Origin of the sequence: Flectobacillus major DSM 103 (assembly GCF_000427405.1) — a bacterium.
Lineage (GTDB): Bacteria > Bacteroidota > Bacteroidia > Cytophagales > Spirosomataceae > Flectobacillus > Flectobacillus major.
In genome coordinates this window covers 2,016,293-2,040,347 of sequence record NZ_KE386491.1, presented here as the reverse complement: position 1 = coordinate 2,040,347, position 24,055 = coordinate 2,016,293, and the positions used below count along the sequence as shown (strand labels likewise).

Genomic DNA, 24,055 nt, shown 5'->3' with positions numbered 1-24,055 from the left:
ACGATACTAATTAGTTTAGCCCCCTTTTCAGTGAAGAAAAGGGGCTTTTTTTGAATTTTACCAGCTTATAATAAGATAATTCATGAAAAAAATTGTATTAAATTTAATATTGCTAATGATAATTGCTAATATTAGCAATGCTCAAAAAGGAGTAAATTTTGTTGCAGGGGGTAACCTCAGAACGGTTTTTGACTTGGCAAAAATGCAAAATAAGGCTGTTTTTTTAGAAGCCTATGCTCCTACTTGCCATGTGTGTATTGCCTTTAAACCTACCTTTGAACTTCCGTTGGTAGGTGATTTTTATAATCGTAATTATATTAGCTACAAGCTAGATGTAACCACAACCGAGGCTCAAGCTTTTTTGCAAAAACAAAAAATCTGGATTCCGTCAACTCCAACATTGCTTTTCTTTGATAAAGAGGTAAAACTATTGCACATTGCTGTAATGGGCGAAAATACCAATACCGCACAAGTAGTAATAGACGCAGCAGGTAAGGCCCTCGACCCCAAAAGAAGAAGCACAGCCTACAAAGCTAGTTTTCAGTCGGGTGTGCGAGACCCCAATTTTTTGATTGATTATGCCTTCATGGCCAGAATCATGAAAGATACTACCGACAATATTGCAGCAATGAAAGCTTATGCCAGTAAAATCCCAAGTAGTCAATATACCAATAATTCTAATTTTTTGGTTTTACAAAAGGTAATCATGGACGACGAAAACCCGATTTTTACGTATATGATGACGCATTTGGCCGAATATAATGCTAAATACGACAAGGCATTGGTGAAGCAAACGGCTGAAAATATTATTATGTACTCGTTGTATTCTAGCCGAGGAAGCCGTTCGTCGGTAGCAAAAATTAATCAGGTAAAAGCTAATTTGACCAAATTGGGAATCGACAAGAAGTCGATTGCTGGAAGAGTTTTTAGGGAAGAAACAACAGCTTTGTTTAGAGAAGGAAAGCCCGACCAAGCAATTAAGGTACTGGAAAGTTTGATAGATAGCAGAACCGACAAAAATGCCTATTTGTTTCTAAGCAATTTTGTAAGAGCAAGAACTGCCGATAAAAATGCGTTGGCCAAGGCCGCTACATGGGCTGCAAAAGCTAAATAATTAATTGATGGAAATACTCAGCAGCAACTAGCTTGCCTGCTGAGTATTTTTTAAGTAGGAATGACAGTAGAGTACTTTACATCGTGCAAAACTACAGTGCTGCTATGTACTTTAACAATCTGTATTTCAGCAAGTTGTTTTAGGAAGTTGTCGTATTCCTTAATGTCTTTTACATATACCTTTAGCTGGTAGTCGACCATGCCAGCCAAATGATAGCACTCTAATACCTGTGGCATCTCTTTTACCAGATGCTCGAAAGTATCAATGTTTTCGGTAGTATAAATCGGCATCGATACGTTACAAAACACAATTTGCCCTCGTCCAGCCTTTTCAGCATTTACCAAGGCTACGTATCCAGAAATAACCCCCTCTTTTTCAAGTCGTTTGATTCGCTCAAAAACGGGCGAAGTAGTCAGATGTAATGCCTCTGCCAATTCTTTGATGGTTAGTTTGGCATTATGTTGTAGTAAGTTAAGAATTTGGCTATCGGTTTTGTCCAGCATATTTTTCTGAATGAGTCTATCTTTTTTATTATTAAAAGCAAATTATGCTTAAATATTTTTAAAAGTAATATTTTTATTAGGAAAAAATAAACTTATTCAGAATGAAATATATATTTATGGTATAAATTCAGCATAAAAGTATAATCTATGAAAACGATTTGGAGAATAATATATGCTTGTATTGGCCTTTGCCTTCTAACGGAAGTATCTTTTGCACAGCCTACTCCGTCAAGACTCAAAACCCTAGACTCAGCTTTGACAATTTTACATGAAAAAGCTCTTTTTAATGGTGTTGTACTGGTAGCCCAAAACGGTAAAACGCTCTACAAAAAAGCTTTTGGCATCAGTGATATTCGTACACAACAACCTTTATCGAGTAGCTCGTCATTCAATCTGGCTTCTGTATCAAAGCAATTTATTGCCATGATGATAATGCAGCTCAAAGAGCGAAAACAACTGCAATACGACGACAAAGTACAAAAATATTTGCCAAGCTTCCCGTATGAAGCTATTACGATTAGGCATTTGCTAACTCATACATCGGGATTACCAGAGTATTTTGATTTGGCTATGCGTCATAATAACACATTAGATACACTCAACAACGACAAACTGCTCCAGCTCCTTACGGATATTAATCCTGCTCTCAATTTTGAGGTAGGATTAATATGGGAGTACTGCAACACAGGCTATGTTTTGTTGGCTTCAATTATTGAAAAAGTAGGTGGAATGCCTATCGAGGATTTTTTCAAAAGAAATATTACCCAACCACTATTCCTGACCAATACCTTTATTTTTTACCTTAACATGAAAAGCCCGTTGGCTAGTAACAGCCAGCGGGTTTATGGTTTTGAAAGGCAAAATGGCATAAACCAGCTCAATGACCTTATGAGGCTAGATGGAGTAGTGGGCGATGGCAACGTTTATGCTTCTGCCGATGATTTACTAAAATGGGAACAAGCTTTATACACCAATAAATTGGTGAGTCAGGCTACTATTCAAGAGGCTTTTGAGCCAGTTCAGCTAAAAGATGGCACGAAGTACCCTTATGGCTTCGGTTGGGCTATCAAGGATAATGGCAAAATTGTATCGCATACGGGTAGTTGGGTAGGTTTTAGAAATAGCATAGAACGAAATCTTGCTCAGAAAACTACTGTAATAGTATTGAGTAGCTCTACCAGTGCAACGGTTTTGTCGATGACAAATAATATCTTGTCGGGGCAAAAAGTAAAACTTCCTCAAACACAATTGATTACACAAGTAAAACTTGTCGATGGTACAGGCTCGGTGGCTCGTAGGGCATCTGTTCGGTTAAAGAACGATAGGATATGGGAAATTGGCGAGTTGCAGGCATTGCCCAACGAAAAAGTCATAGATGGAAAAGGCTTGGTATTATCGCCAGGGTTTATAGACTCGCATAGTCATCATTTTGGAGGATTAGAAAAAACACCAGAGGCTATTCCATCGGTAAGTCAGGGCGTTACTACCATTGTTATTGGACAAGACGGAGGAAGCTATTCAATGGATACCCTTCAGAATTTTATCAAGAAAACCCCCGTTGCTGTAAATATAGCCTCCTTTACAGGGCATTCTACCATTAGGACACAGGTATTGGGGGCTAGAAGTCTTTTCAGAACAGCCAAGCCTAGTGAATTAGAGCAAATGAAAAAGCTATTGCAACAAGAGCTAGAAAAAGGGTCGTTGGGCTTGAATACAGGTTTAGAATACGAATCAGCTTTTTTTTCTAACCGTGAAGAGGTTTTAGCATTGGCCAAAATAACAGCTCAATTTGGTGGCCGATACATGAGTCATATTCGTAGTGAAGATATTCATTTGGAAGAAGCAGTAGACGAAATTATAGAAATCGGTAGGCAAACTCATATTCCTGTTCAGATTTCGCATATCAAAATTGCTAAAAAAGACCAGTGGGGAAAGTCTTCTCAGTTATTGGCTCAACTCCAAAAGGCTCGGGCCGAAGGTGTTGATATTACAGCCGACTGCTATCCTTATAATTTTTGGAATTCGACCTTGCGAGTACTATTTCCTAATCGAGATTATACCAATCCTATAAGTGCCGAATTTGCTGTGAATCAGTTGTTTGATCCCGAGAAATCGGTATTGGTGCGATTTGCTCCCAACAAAAGCTATGCGGGTAAAACAGTTTCGGAAATAGCCCAATTACGTAATGAAAAACCTTCCCAAACCCTCATGAATCTTATTGCAATAGCAGCCGATTTTGAAGAGAAAAATCCCAATTTCAATGAAGGAATAGAAGCAATTATGGGGAAGTCGATGGACGATAACGATGTTGCTAACTTTTTGGCTTGGCCACATACCAACATTTGTTCCGACGGTGCGTCGAGTGGGCATCCTCGTGGGCATGGTACTTTTACCCGAGTATTAGGCAGATATGTTCGAGAACAACAAATAATGCCACTAGAAACTGCTATATACAAAATGACAGGACTTTCGGCCGAGCATTTGGGAATCAACGACAGAGGTATTATTGCCAGCGGTAATTTTGCCGATTTAGTACTTTTTAATCCAGATACAGTAATTGACAATGCCGATATTAAAAACGGAAAGGCTCTTTCTTCGGGCATAGAAATGGTTTGGGTAAATGGTGAAGTAGTATATCAGGCCCAAAAGCCAACGGGGATTTATTCAGGAAGATTGATTAAAAGAAAATAGAAACAAGTAAAGTTTCTTATCAAAGTAATAGCGTATGAAAAAAGCGGTAGTATTAACAAATGGATTATTGGTGACCAACGATGCCAAAACAGCCCATGGGCTTATTAGAGGAACTGAGCGGTACGATATAGTAGGAGTCATAGACATTCCTGCTAATGAAGGCAAAGATGCAGGTGAAGTATTGGATGGTAAAAATCGTGATATTCCTATTTTTGGCTCATTGAGTTTGGCAATTTCACAATTGTCTGAAATTAATTATCTTATTATTGGTGTAGCTACAGTCGGAGGGGTTTTGCCAGCCGATATGTTAGCGATTGTCGAAGAGGCAATTGTTCACAAAATATCAGTGGTAAATGGTTTGCATGAATATCTTTCCGAAAAAACAGCATTATCGCAACTAGCCCAGCAATATGGCGTAGAACTCATTGATATTCGAAAACCCAAGAGCAGAAAAGATTTACATTTTTGGACAGGCGAAATTATGCAAGTGGATGTACCTATTATTGCTGTAATGGGAATGGATTGTGCATTGGGCAAACGTACTACAGCAAGATTGATAAGACAAGCCTGCGAGGCTCAAAACCTAAATGCCCAAATGATTTATACAGGACAGACAGGTTGGTTGCAAGGTGGTAAATACGGTTTTATTTTCGATTCTACCCTCAATGATTTCGTCTCGGGCGAATTAGAAAATGCTATTGTGAGTTGTTGGAAAGAAACACATCCTCATTTTATTCTATTAGAGGGGCAATCCTCTTTACGTAATCCGAGTGGGCCATGTGGGTTTGAATTTCTGATTTCGGGTAAAGCTCGGCACGTAGTGCTAGTACACGCTCCAAAACGCCAGTATTTTGATAACGACCCACATTGGGGCGAAATACCTTCTGTAGTGTCCGAAATAGAATTGATAGAAAAGCTAGGCTCGAAAGTAATAGCTTTGGCCCTCAATACCGAAGGCTGCACCCAAGAGGAATATCTAGCATATCAAAAACACTTTGAAGAAAACCTACAAATACCCGTATTATTGCCAATTCAGGAGGGGGTAGAGCGTATTATTCCTATCCTAAAATCGTTGAAATCATGAAGATATCGGCTGTCAGAACGTATTTGAAAAAACTCCCTCTTACAAAGCCCTATACCATTGCCTACAATACTTTCTCGGATGTAGAGTTGGTTTTTTTAGAAATAACCCTCGCCAATGGTATCGTGGGGATAGGTTCGGCTAGCCCTGCCGAGGAGGTTGTAGGCGAAACCTCGTCCCAAACTTTCTTGAACCTACAATCTGATTTTGTCAATAATTTGGTAGGACGAGATATTCGGCATTTTCAGCAAATTATTTTTGAGGTGCATCAGCATTTTGCTTGGTTGCCCGGCACACAGGCCGCCGTTGATATTGCCCTGCACGATGCTTTTGCTAAGTTTTTGGGTATATCGGTGGTTGATTTTTATGGACAAAAAATAGAAGCCCTTCCTACATCGGTGACCATTGGTATCATGAATGTAGCCGATACTCTTGAAGAAGCCCACAATTTTGAACAACTTGGGTTCAAGGTTTTGAAAGTAAAAACAGGAAATAATTTAGACGAAGATATAGAGCGTATTTATAAGTTAGACGAATTGTATCGGAATACCTTGAAAATCAGGGTGGATGCCAATCAAGGGTATTCATTGGATGAACTCAAACTATTTTTGAAAGCCATAGAAAAACTTGATATTGAGCTAATAGAACAGCCATTGCTGGTGGGTAAGGAAGCAGAATTATTAGCACTTAGCTTGGCCGAGCGAACCATGTTAGTGGGCGATGAATCGATGAAAAATGCTCAATATGCCTTGGCATTTAGCCAAGAACCCCGCCCATTCGGTATTTATAATATCAAGCTGATGAAATGCGGAGGTATTTTGGGAGCATTAGAAATAGCCACTATTGCCAAAAATGCCAATATTGAGCTATTTTGGGGTTGTAACGACGAAAGTATTGTAAGTATAACGGCAGCCTTGCATGTTGCCTATAGCTGTGCAAATACACGGTATATTGATTTGGATGGTAGCTTTGACTTAGCCGAAGATTTGGTAACAGGAGGCTTTAGTCTTCACAATGGTTTAATGAAAATTAATCATAAAGCAGGTTTTGGCTTTGACCTAATATGAAAATATGACAAAACTCACTCCCCAAATTGGGCTTCGGGCGGCTATTATTCTGGTAGTTAGTGTAATTGTTGGCTCGGGGGTATTCAAGAAGATAGCACCAATGGCCAGCGAGCTTGGCTCGCCTTTACTTATTATTTTATGTTGGGTTTTGGCAGGACTGATTAGTTTGGCAGGGGCTTTGTCGACGGCCGAAATGGCCAGTATGTATCCAGATTCGGGAGGAGAATACAATTATTTCCAAAAAATATATGGGCGTTTTTTTGCCTTTTTATATGGTTGGGGCAATTTCACAGTTGTAAAAACAGCCTCTATTGCTGCTCTTGCTTATATTTTTGCCCAATCGTTTAGTAGCCTTATCCCTTTGCCCGATGTTGGTATTCATTTTTGGGTATTGGGAAAAGACCTTCTCGAAAACTTTTCTATCAAACTTTTGGCCTCTTTGTTGATTGTAATACTTAGCTACCTAAACTTTAGAGGCTTGTCGGTAGCCGAACAACTAAGTACATGGCTCACCTATATAATGTTTGTGGCAGTAGCTATTTTTATTGTATATGGTTTTTTTTCGACAGCAGGCAATTGGGATAATCTTACGCAAAAAAGTACCACATTTTCAACCAAAAAACTGGCAGGATGGTCGATTGTCAAAGCAATGGCCTTGGCAAGTTTGGGGGCGTTTTGGGGTTATGAAGGCTGGAATCATATTGGATACATCGGCGAAGAAATCAAAAATCCTCAGAAAAACTTACCCGTAGCTTTGGGTGTAGGCACAGGCTTGGTGATTTTGATTTATGTACTATTAAATACCGTTTTTGCTTATATTCTACCAATTGATTTCTTTATTCAACTCAACGAGCAACCCAACAAAATTGCAGCCGTAGAAGTAGCCAATAAGCTATGGGGTAATGGAGGTATGTTATTTATTGCCTGTTTGATTGTGTTAACAACCCTCAATGCTACCAGCAGTACAATTCTGATGTCGGCTAGATTATTTTATGCTATGGGGCGCGACAACCTTTTTTTTAGGAAAGCTGCTTCTGTTCATCCTGTGTATCAGACCCCCGATATGGCTATCTTGATTCAAGGAATTTGGTCGATTATGCTTATTTGGTCGGGGAGTTTCGATCAGCTTACAGATATGTTGGTCTTTTCGTCCTTTATTTTTTATGGAAGTACAGCTTTGGGGGTTATTATATTGCGAATCAAAAGCCCCGAAATAGAAAGAAAATACAAAGTTGTGGGGTATCCGTATATTCCAGCTTTTTTTGTACTTTTTTGTGTTTCGTTATTGGCGATTACGATTGTCAGTCAGCCTTATGAGGCACTATTGGGTTTAGGACTTATTGCTACAGGAGTTCCTTTTTATTGGTTTTGGGAGCAAAAAAAGTAAAAAATCACAGATAAGAAGTAATACTGAAGAGGGATACAAATAAGGCTAAACGGATAGAGAATTACTAAAATAGGCTTTTGAGTTGCTATATTGAATGAGTAGGCGAACCTTTCCGCCTACTCATTCAATATACTATAAAGTATTAAGCGTTACCTTTTGATGTATTCAAACTGAGTTCTTAAAATGTATTCAGCATCTTCATCGCCAAGTTCTACGGCACGCCTAAAATCTTCGATAGCATTATCGGTTTGTCCGATTTGAAACCTTGCCATACCACGCCATCTCAGAGCAATAGGGTTTTCGCTTCTGTAGTGCCAATCTGCTTTGTCAAACTCTAAAAAAGCTTTGTCAAATTCGTCTAATTTATACAAGATTTTTCCCTTTAGCACATACGCTTCGGCAACAGTATTGTCAAAGCTAATCGACTGCTCAATATCATAGAGAGCCGAATAGTAATTTTCCAAAAAGAGGTTGGCTTTTGTACGAAGCAAATACGCTTTGGCCGACTTGGGAAAACGTTTGAGTTTTTCCGAAAAAAAAGCCTTCGCCTGAGCGTACTTTTTCTCATGAAGCATAGCTTCACCTTCCTCCAGTTTTTCTTTGTTTTTGAAACTGATAAACTTTTCTTCAAGCCAGTTAAAAAACATCAAAGTAAGTACAAAGGGTAAAAAGAAAAACAAAACTAACCATTCCATATTATTCTGTGCCTATTGGGTTGATTATAGGGTTGCTAACTCAGCTTTTAGTTTTTTTGTTAGGCCATCCACTACCAATTGATACGAATGGTCGATAAGGTTTTGTGCTAATACCGAGGAGGCTCGTTCAAAATTCACGGTATTCCAGTATTTTTTGTTCATGTGGTAGCCAGCCACAATAAAGCTATGTTCTTCTCGGAGCGAAATCGCTCGTTCGGGGTCACATTTGAGGTTTACCTTAAATGTTTCCTCATCTAAGCCTGTCAGAGCAAATATTTTGCCCATTACCTTAAAAACCAAGGTGTCGGGGCCAAAAGGTAGTTCTTCTGTAACGCCTTTTTTAGCTAGACAATATAACCGAAATGCTTCAATATCCATATCTTTTATTGATAAATTGCATGAACGGCTATCGTGTAAAAGCTCTGTAAATCATAACAATAATACAAACCAAGAACATCAAAATAGAGATTTTGTTGATGAAGTGCATGGTTTTTAGATTGAAGCTCGTAGGCTTATTGGGGTCTGGTTTTGAGAATACTCTTAGAAAATAACTAAAGGCTTCTCCGATATTAAATTGGTCTTTGATACGGCTCATATTAGTATAATTTATCTGGTTTTGTTAATCTACAAACTTTCTTCTAATAGTTCAGAAACCTCTGGCTCAAACCAAACGCCATCTTCCTTGATTATTTCGATAAGGGCATCTACGGCATTGTCGGCATGAACCGATTTTTTCACAACGGTTTGTCCTCGATACAAGGCAATTTTGTCCTTTCCAATACCCACATAGCCATAATCAGCATCGGCCATTTCGCCAGGGCCATTTACGATACAACCCATAATCCCGATTTTTACACCCTTCAAATGGTCGGTTCTTTTGCGGATTAATGCAGTGGTTTCTTGTAGGTCAAAAAGGGTTCTTCCACACGAAGGGCATGAAATATACTCGGTTTTGCTCATGCGTGTACGAGCTGCTTGAAGAATACCAAAAGCTGTAGCGTTATAACCTTTGATACGTTCAATAAGTTCTGATTTTTGGGACAAAATCGGCAACTTTAGTAATACTCCATCGCCAAAGCCATCGACCAATAAACCACCTATATCGGTAGCCGAAAATAGCTGGAAATCACTACTCGGAATATCGTTGTATTGCCTTAAAATAATGACTGGTACTTTGCATTCTCGACTCAATAATTCAAAGAAAAACCTTCTAAATTCGGGCATTGCGTGGTCGTTATCTGTTTGTAAGAGTACCACAGCGGTGTTGTCGGCTTTTAGGGCATTTATTAAGTTGTCGTTGAGGTTACTAGCTTTAACTTCAATGAAATTCAAAGACTTATGCTTTTTATTTTCTGTTAAAAAATCTTCAGCATTGAGCTTCGGAAAAATATTTTCGGGGCTTTTTAAATCTGACCAAGTTTTGTAGTCAACAATTTCTTTGAGTCCCATAGGCAACATGAAAGGTGCAGGTGAATTTTTCGTATATATAAAATCTGCACCTAAATCGTTCATTGCCCACTTGTCAGTAGCGGGTAAGTAAAAATGCCCAATAGCCTTTAAATCTTCTGGCTGTTCAATCTTGATTTGCGAGTAGTCAGCAATCACTCTCGGCACGTTGTGTCCTCCAAAAACATGTACCTCTTTAGTACTTCTTCGGCTATGTTGGAAGGGGTTGATTGGCGAATCAAAAGCCGCACCTTGGGGGGAAGTCCAAGCCGAGATGGTAGCCGATTTTTCAGCTCGTTGAGTATAGCGGTCGATCAAACTTTTGGCTACTGGAGCTTCAAACTCGGGGTCTTCTGTAAGCGACACACGCACGGTATCGCCAAGGCCATCTTCCAATAGTGTACCAATTCCTACTGCCGATTTGATACGGCCGTCTTCGCCTTCACCAGCTTCGGTAACACCCAAGTGAAGAGGGTATGGTTTGAGTCCTTCTTCGTTGAGCTTTTTACAGAGTAAGCGGTAGGCTTCTACCATAACTTGAGTATTGGAAGCCTTCATAGATAGTACAATATTGAAGTAATTTTCGTCTTCGCAGATGCGTAAAAACTCCAAGGCCGACTCGACCATTCCTAGTGGGGTATCGCCATAGCGGCTCAAAATACGGTCGCTCAACGAACCGTGATTAGTACCAATACGCATTGCCGTTCCGTATTCCTTACAGATTTTGATAAGGGGCAAAAACTTATCTCTGATACGGTCTAATTCAGCTTGGTACGATGCCTCGGTATAATCAATTGATTCAAATCTTTTTTTATCGGCATAATTACCTGGATTAATTCTTACTTTTTCGACCAAACGAGCTGCCAATTCGGCTGCATTAGGCGTAAAGTGAATATCGGCTGCCAAGGGAACATTATATCCTCGTTTGCGGAGTTCTTTTCTGATATTGTCAAGGTTTTGGGCTTCTTTTACAGATGGAGCAGTGATACGAACCAATTCGCAGCCCGACTCAATCATTCTGATAGTTTGTTCAACCGACCCAATTGTATCCATGGTATCTACGGTGGTCATCGACTGTACACGAATAGGGAAGTCTGAGCCCATCCATAAATCGCCTATATTAACTTGAACGGTTTTACGTCGTGAATAAGCCGTAAGGGAGTCACAGTATTGTGTGCCTTTTTCAATGAGGTTCACTATTTGAGAGTTATTCGACATGATATGCTGGATACGAATCGTTTTATATGAAAGATAATTCACTCTTTTTTAACTATTGGGTATAATCCTTTTAGCGATGACATTTTTGAAGGACAGGTTAAAAATGAGTTTTTGCTTCCGCAAATTTAGGGGATATAAATAGATTGACAATAAAATACCCCGACTGATTCTATAACTAGAGTCGGGGTAAGATGGTTACAAAAAGAGGAGATATTCTCTTAGAAATCTCCAAATTCGTCGATAAGGTATTTTTGTACGGTAGAAATATCACCTTTCGATGTTAAGTCAGGAACAGATTCGGCTACAGGTACAGTGGTTACGGTTCTTGGGTTTTCTTTGGCCATACGAGTAACAGCACTTGGTAGCTCACGTTCGTTGCGAATAGGATTGAAGGGTTCAGATTGAACATATTTCAAAATATCATCGTACTTAAAATGGAATACGTTCATATTTACCCCAATTTGTCCTGCAATACGCTTCGCCTCGGCAATTTGTTCGTCGTTGGGTTTTTCTAAAATTTCCTGCAAAAAGCCTTCTGCATCAGTTTTGATAATAGCAAAAGCTTTTACACGTTCAGGCTCAACACCCAAAGCATCGGCATTGTAAGATACCACAGCATTCGGAATTGCGGCATCTTTCAACAACGAAAGAACATCTACCGAATAAAGGTTGTCTGAGTTACAAACCGTAAAGCGTTGGCCTTTCCATTCGGGTGTTTGCTCTAAAGCCTGTTGAATGGCATCGGCAGTGCCAGCGGGCTTTTCACGGTCGGGAGCGATAAGTTGTGTGGCAAATTTGAAGGTAAATCCCCACGCTTTGTTATCGGCTACTAATTTATCATAATAGGGTTGAGTAACGGTATCTTTAGGGTTTTTAAGAATCAAAACTTCGTTGTATCCTGCACGATGAGCATTGTAAAGCAAATAATCCATAAATGGCCGACCATCTTTGCCTACGCCAATCATTCCTTTAGGTAAGGTGTTTGCCTGTTCAACCAGTTTTTCGTCAAGGTTGGCAATGCCGTCTGTTTTCTTCATGCGAGAAGACATCCCGCCCGCCATAATTAATAATTTCGCCATATAAATAAAGTACGATGAATGGTAGCATTTCTGAAAACCCTGTGGTTTTCGTTGTCCAATTTTTTGAAGTAATATATTACCGCAAATTTAGGAATAGTTTTTATTTTTTGACTAAAGTACAATAAAAACTATGTAAGATGAAGATTCTTTTTCAAGAAAAAGAAAAATCAAAAGTAACACCACCCAATATGCTTTTTGTTTGGCAGAGTAAACAATTGATAATGAGAGTTATTATCTTTGCGTAGCCAACATGCCCCCAATGTTTTTTGGAAGCTTTTGAACGTATTAAAAAATGTATTTGTTGTACCAATTAGATGATTAAAGAAAATATTGAGATTAAGCTAGCTAATGTTATTTTGTTTATTGTTTTGAATTAAAAATTAAACAAAATCAAAACCTTTTTAACCCCAACATAGTTAGTATAATTGAAATAACGACTCGCCGATTTAGTTTAAGAGTGTTGCTGACAACCTTTCAGACGACTTTTAAACTTTGAGACTAAATCCCCGATTATTTACAGTTTGTTTCACACACGGATTGCATTAGTCCAGCCTTATTTTAGGAATTGAATGGAAAGACATTCAAGAAGCTGGCCAAAACAACCGTCTTTAGAATCTATTTTTCAACAACCCAATTGATAAAATGAGTACAAAGCGAGTGGCTGTGTTCAGGAAAGAACATTTTAATGCCGCACATCGCCTTCACAATCCGAATTGGTCGGACGAGCGAAACGAGCGTGTGTATGGTAAATGTAACAACCCCAATTATCATGGGCATAACTATGAATTGATTGTACAGGTGATAGGAGAGCTTGACCCCGATACAGGTTATGTAATTGATATGAAAATTTTGAGTGATTTAATCAAAACAGAGGTTCTCGATAGATTTGACCACCGAAACCTAAATTTGGATACGGAGGAATTTAAAGATTTGAACCCTTCTGCCGAAAATATTGCTATTGTAATTTATGATTTGCTTCGAAACAAGCTAAACCCCAACTTGGACATTAAAATTAGATTATATGAAACAGAACGAAACTTTGTTGAATACCCTATTGGTTGATAACGATAAATTATTGCTTTCAGACGAAGAAATTGGTGATGAACATTTTAGTACGTCTGTGGAAACTCCTTTGAAAGCGGATGCTTTTGAGATGTCGGATGATGAAAAAATGGCTCAGATTGAATATCATTTCAAGCAAATCATGGAAACCCTTGGGCTAGATTTGACCGACGATTCTTTGAAAGGAACGCCTAAAAGAGTGGCTAAAATGTATGTGAAAGAGATTTTTAGTGGTTTAGACCCTAAAAATAAACCTTCGGTGGCTCTTTTTGACAACAAGTATCAGTACAACGAAATGTTGGTCGAAAAAAACATTTCATTCTATTCTAATTGTGAACACCACTTTGTGCCAATTTTTGGTAGAGCTCATGTAGCTTATATTGCCGAAGGTAAAGTAGTTGGGTTGTCAAAACTTAATAGAATTGTACAGTATTTTGCCAAACGCCCTCAGGTACAAGAGCGTTTGACTATGCAGATTGCTCGCGAATTACAACAAGTGCTAGGTACCGAAAATGTAGCAGTGTTGATTGATGCCAAACACCTTTGTGTAGCATCGCGTGGGGTAAAAGATGAAACTTCTTCTACTGTGACAAGTTTTTATGGTGGCAAATTCCAAGATGAAGCTGTACGCAGCGAATTTTTGAAGTATATTTCTTAAAGAAGCTATCAAAAATAAAACATTTATGAGCATCTAGGGTTTATACCTTAGATGCTTTTTTGTTTAATGTTTTTTAATAAAAAATACACAAAAATTTTAAGATAAAGAAAAAAGTCTATATTGAAAATGATAGTAATGATATGTCAAAAAATATTTTAGTAGTAGGAGCAAGCTCAGGAATAGGGTATGCGATTGCCCAAAATTTATTAGAAAAAGGCTATTCTGTTATTTCTGCCTCCAGAAATAATCCGAATATAGAAGGTGTCGAACACCTTACTTGGGATGCCACCAATCCAGATGCCAACGTTTTTGCTAATTTGCCTGTGGCATTAGCGGGTGTAGTGTACTGTCCAGGTACGATTAATTTAAAGCCCATCAATCGACTTACTTTGGATGATTTCCGACAAGATTTTCAAATCAATGTTGTCGGAGCTGTGTCGGTAATTCAGGCAGTATTGCCTAGGCTCAAAAAAGCCGAAGGGGCATCTATTGTATTATATAGCACAGTTGCAGCCAAAATTGGTATGGGTTTTCATGCTTCGGTGGCTGCTTCAAAAGGGGCTTTAGAAGGGCTAACGATTTCGTTGGCTGCCGAATTGTCGCCTGCCAAGATTAGAGTAAATTGTATTGCCCCATCGTTGACAGACACCCCTTTAGCACAAAACTTATTGTCGACTCCAGAGAAAAAAGAGGCATCAAACAAACGTCATCCATTAGGGCGTGTTGGTTTGCCAGCAGACATTGCCGAAATTAGTACTTTTTTAATAAGTGATGCTTCTTCATGGATTACTGGCCAAGTAATAGGGGTAGATGGCGGCATGGGAAGTATTAAGGGAGTGTAGAATTTATTATATAAAGTGATAGTATAGTTTAGTAATTTTTAGTATCATTGGAGTAGCATCAGGGAACAACCCTTGATGCTGTTTTTGTAATTTTAACTTCTATAACTATGGCTTTTTTAGTAATTATTGTTTTGTTGTTGCTTATTACTGGTGCTTTGTCATTGGTGATTGTTAATCAGGGAACAGTGGCAGTTGTAACAGTTTTTGGTAAATATCAAAGAGTTATGACCCCTGGTTTAAATTTTAAAATCCCTTTCGTTGAGTTTATTTTTAGGCGAATTTCTATCCAAAGTAGGTCGATAGAACTAGAGTTTCAGGCCATTACAGCCGACCAAGCTAATGTTAATTTTAAGGCTATGCTGGTATATGCTGTAATGAATCAAGAAGAGGAAACTATCAAGAATGTAGCTTTCAAATTTATGGATGAGCGTTCTTTTATGCAAGCCCTTATTAGAACAATCGAAGGCACGATCAGGGCTTTGGTAGCTACCAAAAAACAGGCTGAAGTATTGGGTCTAAGAAGCGAAATTGTAGTACAGGTAAAAGAACATATCGATAATACCCTCGAAACGTGGGGCTATCATTTGATAGATTTACAATTGAATGATATTGCTTTTGACGAGGCTATTATGCGTTCTATGGCTCAGATTGTAGCGTCCAATAACCTTAAAGCTGCTGCCGAAAACGAAGGACAGGCTTTGCTAATTACCAAAACCAAAGGTGCTGAAGCCGACGGCAATGCGATTAGAATTGCAGCAGAGGCCGAAAAAGTAGCCGCTCAGTTGCGTGGACAAGGGGTTGCGTTGTTCCGTGAGGAGGTAGCAAAAGGTATGGCCGAGTCGGCTAAGGTGATGAAAGACAACCAGTTGGATGCTTCTTTGATTTTGTTTTCGATGTGGACAGAGGCCGTTAAGCACTTTGCTGAACAAGGGCAAGGCAATGTGATTTTTTTGGATGGTTCAACAGAAGGTATGGAAAAAACAATGAAACAGCTTATGGGTATTCAGCAAATGAAAGAAATGAAATAATACAGTATTTATCCTTTATATCCCAAGAGCCTTATCGTTCAGATAAGGCTCTTGGAACTTTGACGTGGTTTGAACATCTGTAATGTTTTACAACCATAAAAGCAATAGTATTATCTTTGTAAGGTTTCCAAAATCAATTCCTCCATCAATTCTTTTCTTTCATAAGTCAATAAATGGCTATTTTCGGGTAAATAAATAAACTTCTTAGGGGCGTTTGTAAGTGCTGAATCTACATATTTTCCATTTTTTGTATCGATAATCCAATCTTTTCCACCCTGAAGAATTGTTACAGAACAAGTTATTTTGCCCCAATCTGGTTCTATCTCTTTGAGTTCTTGCTGATGGCGAAACTTTTCGTCGCTAGCAGTATTAATAAACCTAGGTAAAAAAAAGCGTACCAAACCCGTATTAACAGGCTTAGAAAACCACCAGAATTTTTCTAAAGCTGGAGCACAAGCAGGAGCTACCAAAATCAGGTGCTTTATCAAGTTGGGGTAATTCATTGCCAATCTTGCTGCTATAGGTGCTCCGTAAGAACGCCCCAATACCGTGATTTCGGCAGTAGGAAACTGTGCCAGTAAGCTTTTTAGTGCCTTGGCTTGCTGGTCAATACTACTGGTTTGGGGGTCAGACTTATGATACCCCAGCCTATCGGGAACAATAATTTTAAAATACTTTAACAAAACAGGGTCAGAAATGTATTCTTTATAACCAAACCATGCCCCAGGTGCCCCATGAATCAGTAAGAGAATCCTATGTGAATTATTGGCCGAGCAAGCATAATGGATAGTTTTGTGTTGACTAGTAAAATATTGAAACAAAGGCTTGGGTGGGTGAACTAGATAATATAGCTCTACCTCTTTGGGGCTCATCTTAAAATTTTGCATACACCCAATCAATATAATCGGAATGAATACCACAAGCACAATCAGGAATTTAGATGCTTTCAATAAAATGCTTTTGATTGAGTGATAGATTAACATGATTCCATTCAATAGTTTTGAGGGTTGGGAACGAACGCATAGGGCAGTCGTGTACCTTACAATAATGGCAACATTCAGGCAAACACGGGTCGGCATGAATGAAAATCTCTACATTTCCTTCAAATTCTTTTCCAAGAATTTCCTCAAACTCATGTACATTGGCATGTACTTTTTCGAGATTGTAATATTTGGGCAGTGTAATATGGCAATCGATATGCAAATCGGCACCATAATGCTGAATACGGAGGTTATGAATGTCTATCCATTCTTCTTTTTTATGATTTTTCAAAATCTCCACTACTTTTCCGAGCGTTTCTTGGTCGGTTTCGTCCATGAGTCCACCAATAGACTTACGAATAATCTTGACACCACTCCAGCCCATAAATATAGCAAAACTAACCGAGGCAACACCATCTATCCATGCCGATTTGCTAACAACCACTATAGCTACGGCAATAATAAGAATAATACCACTTTGAGCATCAAGTTTGAGGTGTTTGCCATCGGCAATAAGCGTTGGCGATTGAAACTTAATACCTTCTTTTTCAATATAATGCCCCAAAAACCAATTGACCACAGCACCCAAAATAATAATACCCAAACCAAGTTTTAAGTCGCTAAGAGGTTGAGGATTGAAGAAGTTTTGAACTGAATGAAATATGATAAAGATACTAGCTAAAACAATAAGGACACCTTCAAGACCCGCCGAAAAAAACTCTATTTTGCCATGACCATAAGGGTGATTCATATCTTTGGGCTGAGACGCCAGATAAATGGCATAAAACGCAAATCCACTAGCTACAACATTGATGATAGATTCGAGGGCATCGGTTAAAATGGCACTAGAATAGGTCATATAGTAGGCCATAAATTTGATAATCATCAAAAACGTACTAATAACAAACGATGATAATATGATTTTATATTTGGTATTCATGTAGTGGAAATTTTCACAAAGGTACGGCAAAACACACGGATGTCACCGACAAAAGTGATGTATGTTTGTTATTTTACAAATACGTATAATTTCACATATTAGTTCTCAATAACCTTAATAAGAGTTTTTCAATTGTCAAGTTCTTCGTCTACCTTTGTGGTATGACAACACACAAAAATCCTTGGCAGAAAATAGCCTCAACCCAAGTTTATGATAATCCGTGGGTAACTGTTAGGCACGAAGAAGTAATAAAACCCAATGGCGACCCCGGTATTTATGGCGTTGCACACTTCAAAAATAAGGCAATAGCCATAGTACCCCTCGACGAGCATAATAATACTTGGCTAGTAGGCCAATATCGTTATCCTTTGGAAGAATATTCGTGGGAAATTCCTATGGGAGGTGGCCCTATGAACGAAGATAGCTTAGATTCGGCCAAAAGAGAACTCAAGGAAGAAACAGGTATTGAAGCCCGTAGCTGGACAGAGCTAGGACGGATTCATACCTCCAATTCGGTAACTGACGAAGTTGGCTATATGTATATGGCCGAGCAACTTAGTTTTGGCGAATCAGAGCCAGACGATACCGAAATATTAGTAATCAAAAAAGTAAGCCTATCGCAAGCGGTAGAAATGGTAATGAATGCTGAAATTACAGATTCATTAAGTATTGCGGCGTTACTCAAAGTAGCCCGATTGAAAGGTATTTAAAAAGGAGATTATGATTTCTGCGATAGTATTTGGTTTTTTATATGGCTTTATCTTATGTTTTACATTTGGGCCAGCATTTTTTAGATTAGTACAAACAAGTATTGATAATGGCTACAAAAGTGGTGTTTTGATAGCCTTGGGTGTAACTGTAGCAGATGCTATTTTGATGTTTTTTGCTGTTTTTGGAACAGCTCTATTACCTCAAATTGAGCATTTTGACGAATATTTGTCTATCGGTGGATCTACACTTTTGATAGCTTTGGGCTGTATTAGCCTCTTCAAGCAACAAACACAGTTGGTGTATCCCCAAACCAAGTTTGGTACTTTTTTATATTACTTCACTTCGGGATTATTGTTAAATTTATTAAACCCATCCAATTATATTGCTGTTTTTGGTACATCTACCTACCTAAAAGGAGCTCAGCAGTTTAGTCTTAACGAAATCGTTGTTTTTTTCTCGTTTAGCCTAGTTGCCACAATGCTAGCCGAATCATTGATTTCTTTTTATGCCAATAAAATGAAAAAAGTATTAACCGAAAAAGTAATTCGGCGTATTAATCAGTTAGCAGGAATGGTATTTATTATTTCGGCATTACTGATTTTGTATAAGCAGTTTGCGTAAAAAGGAGGGGGTGTTTACTGAACTGTACAAATGACTGTAAAAATAATTTAGTATTTTGATGTCAGATTAATTAGATGTTTTTAAGTATATTTCATTCATTTTACCCAAATCCTATGCCCAAAGCTAGGCTAAATACAACTTAGCAAATGTAATTGTTGAAATTATAGACGAATACATCAAGACAAAACAAGACGCTTTTCAGCGTTTTATCAAAACTCTTAAGGAACTTCAGGAAATTGAAAAATCAAAACCAGAAAAAGTAATAGCGTTTATCTATAATTTACTTGCTCCTAATGTAGATGCAAGAATTTTTGAAATCGTCAGCTATGCTATTCTCAAATATTACTATCACGACCAGCATATTTACTGGGGTTATCAAGCTGATAAGTTAAAAAAAGAAAACCTACAACTTTTCAAAACAGGAAGAACAAATGCCAATGATGGTGGAATTGATTTTGTAATGCGGCCATTGGGGCGTTTTTTTCAGGTAACAGAAACATTAGACTTCAAAAAATACTTTCTAGACATTGACAAAATTCAAAAGTTTCCCATCACCTTTGTTATTAAGTTAGATGTGCCAACGGATAGACTTTTAACCAAGATTAAAGAAAATGCAAGTAAGACTTATTTGGTTACAGCAATTGTTGACAGGTACATGAGCTGTATAGAAGAAGTAATAAATATTCCTACGCTTAACGAACGCTTTACCGACAGTATAAAATTGGGGTATTTCAAAAATATTTTAGGTGAGATAATAACTCAAAGTAAACTAGAGTTCAACTATGCTGATACCGACGAAATGAGCGAACCTCAAAAATAAATAAAATGATTAACACGGTATTGATTAATACTAGCGGAACTGCTTTTGTTTCTGTGCTTCGATGAAGCTTTAGTCTAAAAATACTAACCATTTTACCAAGTATTTTGTATTGATAATAAGTTTGTTTTTCTCTACAAAAACAGCCTTTTCCAGCCGTTTGTACTTTGAAAAAACAGTTTGTTAGAATGTTGTTGACTATCCATAAAGTGTTGATAATCTTATGAATATACTAATTGCTACCGACTCGTTTAAAGACGCTCTTCCTGCGTTTGAGGTATGTGATTCGCTTGCTTCAGGCATTGAGTCTACCTTTCCAGAAGCTCATTGTCGTGTGTTCCCTTTGGCCGATGGTGGCGAAGGTACACTAGCAATTTTGGCCGATGTATTGGGGGGCGAATGGGTAACGGTTCGGTGTCATGACCCACTTATGCGAGCTATTGAGGCATCGTACTTGTGGGTAGCATCTCAGCAATTGGCTATTGTAGAAATGGCACGAGCTTCTGGGTTAGAACTCCTAAAAGTAGACGAAAGAGACTGTTTACAAACAACAACCTTTGGTACAGGCGAATTAATTGCTGATGCTTTGGGCAAAGGAGCTAAAAAAATCGTACTAACTGCTGGCGGCAGTGCTACCAATGATGTAGGCCTTGGAATGGCCTTGGCTTTGGGATATACTTTTTATGGTAAAAATGGGCAAAGTATAATTCCTAAAGGACAAAATTTGGTCGAAATAACATCTGTAGGCACTGCATCGGTGCATCCGAATTTGCAGTCTGTTGATTTTTGGGTGGCAACCGATGTAAAAAACCCTTTGTATGGTATTAATGGAGCCGCATACGTATATGCTCCACAAAAAGGGGCAGACCCAAGTGCTGTAGCATTGCTCGACCAAGGTTTGGCTTCGGTGGCCAAGCTAATGGCCAATACTTTTTATAAGGATGTTCAGGATATAGAAGGTAGTGGGGCTGGAGGAGGAATAGGAGCAGGGGCTATTTGCTTTTTGAATGCTCAGATTTGTTCGGCAGCTACTTGGATTTTTGACACCCTACAGCTCGACGAAGCGATTCAGCAAACAGATTTGATTATTACGGGTGAAGGACGTATCGACTCGCAATCTTGGCAAGGGAAAGTTCTTTCGGTGGTGTGGCAAAAAGCTCAATATTGGCAAAAGCCTATGATTTTGGTAGCTGGAACACTCCAAGATTTGGATACTATTATACAGTTGCCATCGGTAATTTATGCTACTTCTATTTTAGATAAACCTGTATTATTGTCCGAGGCACTAGCTTCTACAGCCGCTTTGTTGTATAATAAAGGCCAAAGTTTAGGAAAATGGTTGAGGTACTTTCACAAATGATAAATAAGCTTAATGAATAAAATGTATTGTTTGATAGTCAGGTATTTGAATACATCGCAAAGTTATTCTTATCAACTCAGCTATTTTATGTCTTTTTCAGACAGGTTGTTTTGAAGAAACAAAAAAGACTTGTCGAAATACTTTTGTAAAGCATCGACAAGCCTTTAAACCTTCTAAACAATAATTAGTTTTTATCGCCAGTGTCCGATTTTATCGCCAACTCTTTGTCGGCTACCGAACTCTGAAATGGCGTATATGGCATTTTATGATTTCGTACTTGAGTAATTTCAGCTTGTGTTTTGTTGTAATCAAGTCTGATTTGTTTTTCAATAGCCGAATCATTAACTTTTTTGTAATCTCTGTTAGATTTGCCCATCAAAGCCAGCGCTGAAGAAGATTGAGGCGACTTTTCGCTTTTGCTAGCAACAGCCGCTTTGTTTGGGTGTTTATAGTTATTGGCATTGTATCCTGGGTCGCCAGACCAAGCGTGTTGTGCCATTGTGATTGTTTGAGCGAAAAGAATAAGTCCGAATACTGATGCTAAAGTTTTCATGATATGATTGTTTTATGGTTGTTTCGTTTTGTTTACAATACAAAGATGCAACCTCAACATTAGGACAACTTCAGACTCACCTTAGAACAACATTAGATTTTAGTTTTTGGGTAAAATAGGCTTATTACTAAGCGATAAAGTAAATAAAGTACCTTCTTTTTCTGACGATACTACGGTTAAATCGCCCTTATGAAGGTCGACGATACGCTTGGTCAACGAAAGCCCAACGCCATGCCCAGCTGTATTTCGGGCATTCGAGCCTCTTTTGAAAGGGTCAAATATTTCTTGGATTTCGTTGGGAGGAATCGGTTTGCCTTCATTATGGATCAACAGCTTAATAGCCGACGGCTCACAGGCTATTTTTACCGAAACCGTATGATTGGATGAAAACTTTGCCCCATTTTCAATAAGATTTATCAATGCCGTATATAGCAAAGGTTCGTGAGCATATACCTCAGGCATAAAGTCTCGTTCTTGCTCAAGCATTACGAGGATTTGGTACTGTGGTTTTTTCTCAAGTAGCTCCATCCGTACTTGCCACACCAGCTCAGTAATATTTACTAAAGTGTATTTCAGAGGTGTTTGGTTGGTATCCATGCTCGCAATATCTAGCAGACCATTGGCCAACTTATTGAGTTGCTGAACATCTTCCAAAACCGACTGAATCATTTGTTTTAATTCTTCGGGCGAATCGTTGGCAAGTAGCGATACCTGAATCTGTCCTGTAATGGCCGTAAGAGGCGTACGTAGTTCGTGAGAAGCATGTGCCACAAATGACTTTTGAATCCTAAAAGCCTTTTGTAATCTTTCCAACATTTGGTTGAATCGTTGAGCTAGCTGAGCAATTTCGTCGGTGCGATTGCCCTCACTTACTCGCAAATCCATTTGAGAGGCATTGATATTATCTATTTGTTTGATAATATTGGTAATAGGCTTTAAGGCTCTTCCTGCAAAAAACCAACCCGCAAGCAATACTACCAGCAAGGTAATAAAACAGCCCGAAATAAGCATCAACGCTAGATTTTGCTGTTTGCTAAAACCATATTTATCAATAGCCGACGAAAAAACCAAGAGCGGTTCTTTGCCTTTATCATACAAAAAACCAACGATTTCACGGTTATCCATTCGCCAATATAGCTCCTTGTTTTTCTGAACAGCCGTAATTTTATCGGGCGAAATATCGACAAAATCAGAGCCACTTTCATAAATAATTTGATGATTGAGGCTGAAAATAACAATTTCCTCTTTGTCCAATACCGTCATCTGGTTTTTGTCTAAAAGCTTCAACAACTTAGGGCTAATTTTTTCAGTGCCAAACAAGGCTTCGGCCGAAGTTAAACCCTCCTGTTTGAGGCGATTATGAAAAACCTCTTTGCGATGATATTCTTCTTCTAGGTACAAAAAAGTACAAAAAAGCAAGAGCAATGTAAATACAATGCTCGTAAATAATACAGTAAGTTTGGTTCTGATTGTCATTTATTTAGCCTTTAAAACATAGCCCATGCCTACAACTGTATGAATCAATTTGGTATGAAAACCCTTATCGATTTTATTTCTTAAATAATTGATATATACCTCTATAAAGTTGGTGCCTGTGTCGAAATTAATATCCCAGACATTTTCGGCAATATCTACTTTCGAGATAACACGCCCCCTATTGCGCATGAGGTACTCCAATAGGCTGTATTCCTTGGCGGTAAGTTCAATAACCTTTCCGTCTCTAAAAGCCAGTTTTTGGGCTAAATCCAGTTCTAGGTCGGCCACTTTGAGTGTTTCGTTGAGTTCTTCGGTAGGGGCAGCACGTTTTAAAAGAGCCTTGATACGTACCAATAGCTCCATAAAATCAAAAGGCTTTACCATATAATCGTCTGTACCAACCTCAAAGCCCGAAAGTTTGTCGGCCATACCCCCCAAGGCTGTTAGCATCAAAACAGGTACTTGGGTATTTTGGGTACGTATTTTTGAGCAGACATCCAAGCCACTCATATCTGGAAGATTTAAGTCAAGAATAACCAAATCAAATTTTTCTTTTGAAAACAAATCAACTCCCGTTTGTCCGTCGTTGGCAATATCGGCCTCAAAAGCCTGAGTTTCAAGGCCTTTTTTGATAAAATTGGCTACTTTTTGTTCATCCTCGACAATCAAAATTCTCTTCTTTTCCATTTTCTTTTAGGTTAAACAACAAATATATACAAGCTAGAT

Annotated in this window: 24 protein-coding genes; 13 read left to right on the top strand and 11 right to left on the bottom strand. The window is 38.5% G+C overall.

The window, feature by feature from the left end:
• The first annotated feature begins 82 nt into the window (after positions 1-82).
• Positions 83-1,114, top strand: a complete 1,032-nt coding sequence (locus FLEMA_RS68185; RefSeq protein ID WP_052354059.1) for a thioredoxin domain-containing protein — start codon at positions 83-85, stop codon at positions 1,112-1,114.
• Positions 1,115-1,164: 50 nt separating this feature from the next.
• On the opposite strand, the gene FLEMA_RS0110515 is transcribed toward FLEMA_RS68185, so the two are convergent.
• Entirely contained in the window at positions 1,165-1,617 is a 453-nt protein-coding gene (locus tag FLEMA_RS0110515; RefSeq protein WP_026995440.1) for an Lrp/AsnC family transcriptional regulator, read from the bottom strand.
• A gap of 147 nt (positions 1,618-1,764) precedes the next feature.
• Here FLEMA_RS0110515 and FLEMA_RS0110510 point away from each other — a divergent pair, with 147 nt between their 5' ends.
• From FLEMA_RS0110510 to FLEMA_RS0110495, 4 genes are read left to right on the top strand one after another with little or no spacing between them, the layout of a single operon-like run.
• Positions 1,765-4,308 carry a serine hydrolase gene (locus FLEMA_RS0110510; RefSeq protein WP_026995439.1) on the top strand — a complete coding sequence of 848 codons (2,544 nt, stop codon included), beginning with the start codon at positions 1,765-1,767 and terminating at the stop codon, positions 4,306-4,308.
• 34 nt (positions 4,309-4,342) lie between these two features.
• Positions 4,343-5,392 carry an N-acetyltransferase DgcN family protein gene (locus tag FLEMA_RS0110505; protein ID WP_026995438.1) on the top strand — a complete coding sequence of 350 codons (1,050 nt, stop codon included), beginning with the start codon at positions 4,343-4,345 and terminating at the stop codon, positions 5,390-5,392.
• Complete coding sequence (locus FLEMA_RS0110500; protein ID WP_026995437.1) at positions 5,389-6,456, top strand: mandelate racemase/muconate lactonizing enzyme family protein; 1,068 nt, start codon at positions 5,389-5,391, stop codon at positions 6,454-6,456. The genes FLEMA_RS0110505 and FLEMA_RS0110500 overlap by 4 nt, the downstream gene beginning before the upstream one ends.
• A 4-nt stretch (positions 6,457-6,460) precedes the next feature.
• Positions 6,461-7,843: an APC family permease gene (locus FLEMA_RS0110495; RefSeq protein WP_026995436.1), complete on the top strand. Its 1,383-nt coding sequence runs from the start codon at positions 6,461-6,463 to the stop codon at positions 7,841-7,843.
• A 149-nt stretch (positions 7,844-7,992) separates the two neighbouring features.
• On the opposite strand, the gene FLEMA_RS68180 is transcribed toward FLEMA_RS0110495, so the two are convergent.
• The 5 genes from FLEMA_RS68180 to FLEMA_RS0110470 all read right to left on the bottom strand — a co-directional run bounded on the left by FLEMA_RS68180 (position 7,993) and on the right by FLEMA_RS0110470 (position 12,281).
• The gene (locus tag FLEMA_RS68180; RefSeq protein ID WP_044171226.1) at positions 7,993-8,538 is read right to left on the bottom strand and encodes a tetratricopeptide repeat protein; all 546 of its coding nucleotides are present in this window, start codon (positions 8,536-8,538) and stop codon (positions 7,993-7,995) included.
• Positions 8,539-8,562: 24 nt separating this feature from the next.
• Complete coding sequence (locus FLEMA_RS0110485; RefSeq protein ID WP_026995435.1) at positions 8,563-8,916, bottom strand: MmcQ/YjbR family DNA-binding protein; 354 nt, start codon at positions 8,914-8,916, stop codon at positions 8,563-8,565.
• Positions 8,917-8,944: 28 nt separating this feature from the next.
• Entirely contained in the window at positions 8,945-9,133 is a 189-nt protein-coding gene (locus tag FLEMA_RS0110480) for a DUF6728 family protein (RefSeq protein WP_026995434.1), read from the bottom strand.
• Between the two features lie 29 nt (positions 9,134-9,162).
• Positions 9,163-11,202 carry a (E)-4-hydroxy-3-methylbut-2-enyl-diphosphate synthase gene (ispG, locus tag FLEMA_RS0110475; protein WP_026995433.1) on the bottom strand — a complete coding sequence of 680 codons (2,040 nt, stop codon included), beginning with the start codon at positions 11,200-11,202 and terminating at the stop codon, positions 9,163-9,165.
• Positions 11,203-11,420: 218 nt separating this feature from the next.
• On the bottom strand, positions 11,421-12,281 hold the full coding sequence (locus FLEMA_RS0110470) for a sugar phosphate nucleotidyltransferase (protein WP_044171224.1): 861 nt from the start codon (positions 12,279-12,281) through the stop codon (positions 11,421-11,423).
• A 642-nt stretch (positions 12,282-12,923) separates the two neighbouring features.
• On the opposite strand from FLEMA_RS0110470, the gene FLEMA_RS0110460 reads away from it, so the two are divergent.
• The 4 genes from FLEMA_RS0110460 to FLEMA_RS0110445 all read left to right on the top strand — a co-directional run bounded on the left by FLEMA_RS0110460 (position 12,924) and on the right by FLEMA_RS0110445 (position 15,871).
• Complete coding sequence (locus tag FLEMA_RS0110460) at positions 12,924-13,343, top strand: 6-pyruvoyl trahydropterin synthase family protein (protein ID WP_026995431.1); 420 nt, start codon at positions 12,924-12,926, stop codon at positions 13,341-13,343.
• Positions 13,303-14,001, top strand: a complete 699-nt coding sequence (folE, locus tag FLEMA_RS0110455) for a GTP cyclohydrolase I FolE (RefSeq protein WP_026995430.1) — start codon at positions 13,303-13,305, stop codon at positions 13,999-14,001. The genes FLEMA_RS0110460 and folE overlap by 41 nt, the downstream gene beginning before the upstream one ends.
• Before the next feature lie 140 nt (positions 14,002-14,141).
• A complete protein-coding gene (locus FLEMA_RS0110450; protein ID WP_044171221.1) occupies positions 14,142-14,843 on the top strand; it encodes an SDR family NAD(P)-dependent oxidoreductase in 702 nt (233 codons plus the stop codon).
• 107 nt (positions 14,844-14,950) lie between these two features.
• The gene (locus FLEMA_RS0110445) at positions 14,951-15,871 is read left to right on the top strand and encodes an SPFH domain-containing protein (protein ID WP_026995428.1); all 921 of its coding nucleotides are present in this window, start codon (positions 14,951-14,953) and stop codon (positions 15,869-15,871) included.
• A gap of 110 nt (positions 15,872-15,981) precedes the next feature.
• On the opposite strand, the gene FLEMA_RS0110440 is transcribed toward FLEMA_RS0110445, so the two are convergent.
• Both FLEMA_RS0110440 and FLEMA_RS0110435 read right to left on the bottom strand, forming a co-directional pair.
• The gene (locus FLEMA_RS0110440; RefSeq protein WP_044171219.1) at positions 15,982-16,758 is read right to left on the bottom strand and encodes an alpha/beta fold hydrolase; all 777 of its coding nucleotides are present in this window, start codon (positions 16,756-16,758) and stop codon (positions 15,982-15,984) included.
• Between the two features lie 49 nt (positions 16,759-16,807).
• Entirely contained in the window at positions 16,808-17,791 is a 984-nt protein-coding gene (locus FLEMA_RS0110435; RefSeq protein ID WP_026995426.1) for a cation diffusion facilitator family transporter, read from the bottom strand.
• Positions 17,792-17,952: 161 nt separating this feature from the next.
• Between FLEMA_RS0110435 and FLEMA_RS0110430 the strand changes: the two genes are divergently transcribed.
• From FLEMA_RS0110430 to FLEMA_RS0110415, 4 genes are all read left to right on the top strand, one after another.
• Positions 17,953-18,501 carry an NUDIX domain-containing protein gene (locus FLEMA_RS0110430; protein WP_026995425.1) on the top strand — a complete coding sequence of 183 codons (549 nt, stop codon included), beginning with the start codon at positions 17,953-17,955 and terminating at the stop codon, positions 18,499-18,501.
• A gap of 10 nt (positions 18,502-18,511) precedes the next feature.
• A complete protein-coding gene (locus FLEMA_RS0110425; protein ID WP_026995424.1) occupies positions 18,512-19,123 on the top strand; it encodes a LysE family translocator in 612 nt (203 codons plus the stop codon).
• A 655-nt stretch (positions 19,124-19,778) separates the two neighbouring features.
• Positions 19,779-19,943, top strand: coding sequence for a hypothetical protein (locus FLEMA_RS77115; protein ID WP_218918532.1), 165 nt, complete (start codon positions 19,779-19,781; stop codon positions 19,941-19,943).
• A 220-nt stretch (positions 19,944-20,163) separates the two neighbouring features.
• Positions 20,164-21,300, top strand: coding sequence for a glycerate kinase (locus FLEMA_RS0110415; protein WP_026995422.1), 1,137 nt, complete (start codon positions 20,164-20,166; stop codon positions 21,298-21,300).
• Positions 21,301-21,484: 184 nt separating this feature from the next.
• Here the strand turns inward: FLEMA_RS0110415 and FLEMA_RS0110410 are convergent, their stop codons facing one another.
• The 3 genes from FLEMA_RS0110410 to FLEMA_RS0110400 form a co-directional block, all read right to left on the bottom strand.
• The gene (locus tag FLEMA_RS0110410; RefSeq protein ID WP_144080078.1) at positions 21,485-21,853 is read right to left on the bottom strand and encodes a hypothetical protein; all 369 of its coding nucleotides are present in this window, start codon (positions 21,851-21,853) and stop codon (positions 21,485-21,487) included.
• 99 nt (positions 21,854-21,952) lie between these two features.
• On the bottom strand, positions 21,953-23,329 hold the full coding sequence (locus FLEMA_RS0110405) for a HAMP domain-containing sensor histidine kinase (RefSeq protein ID WP_026995420.1): 1,377 nt from the start codon (positions 23,327-23,329) through the stop codon (positions 21,953-21,955).
• Positions 23,330-24,016: a response regulator gene (locus tag FLEMA_RS0110400; protein ID WP_026995419.1), complete on the bottom strand. Its 687-nt coding sequence runs from the start codon at positions 24,014-24,016 to the stop codon at positions 23,330-23,332.
• Positions 24,017-24,055 lie beyond the last annotated feature (39 nt).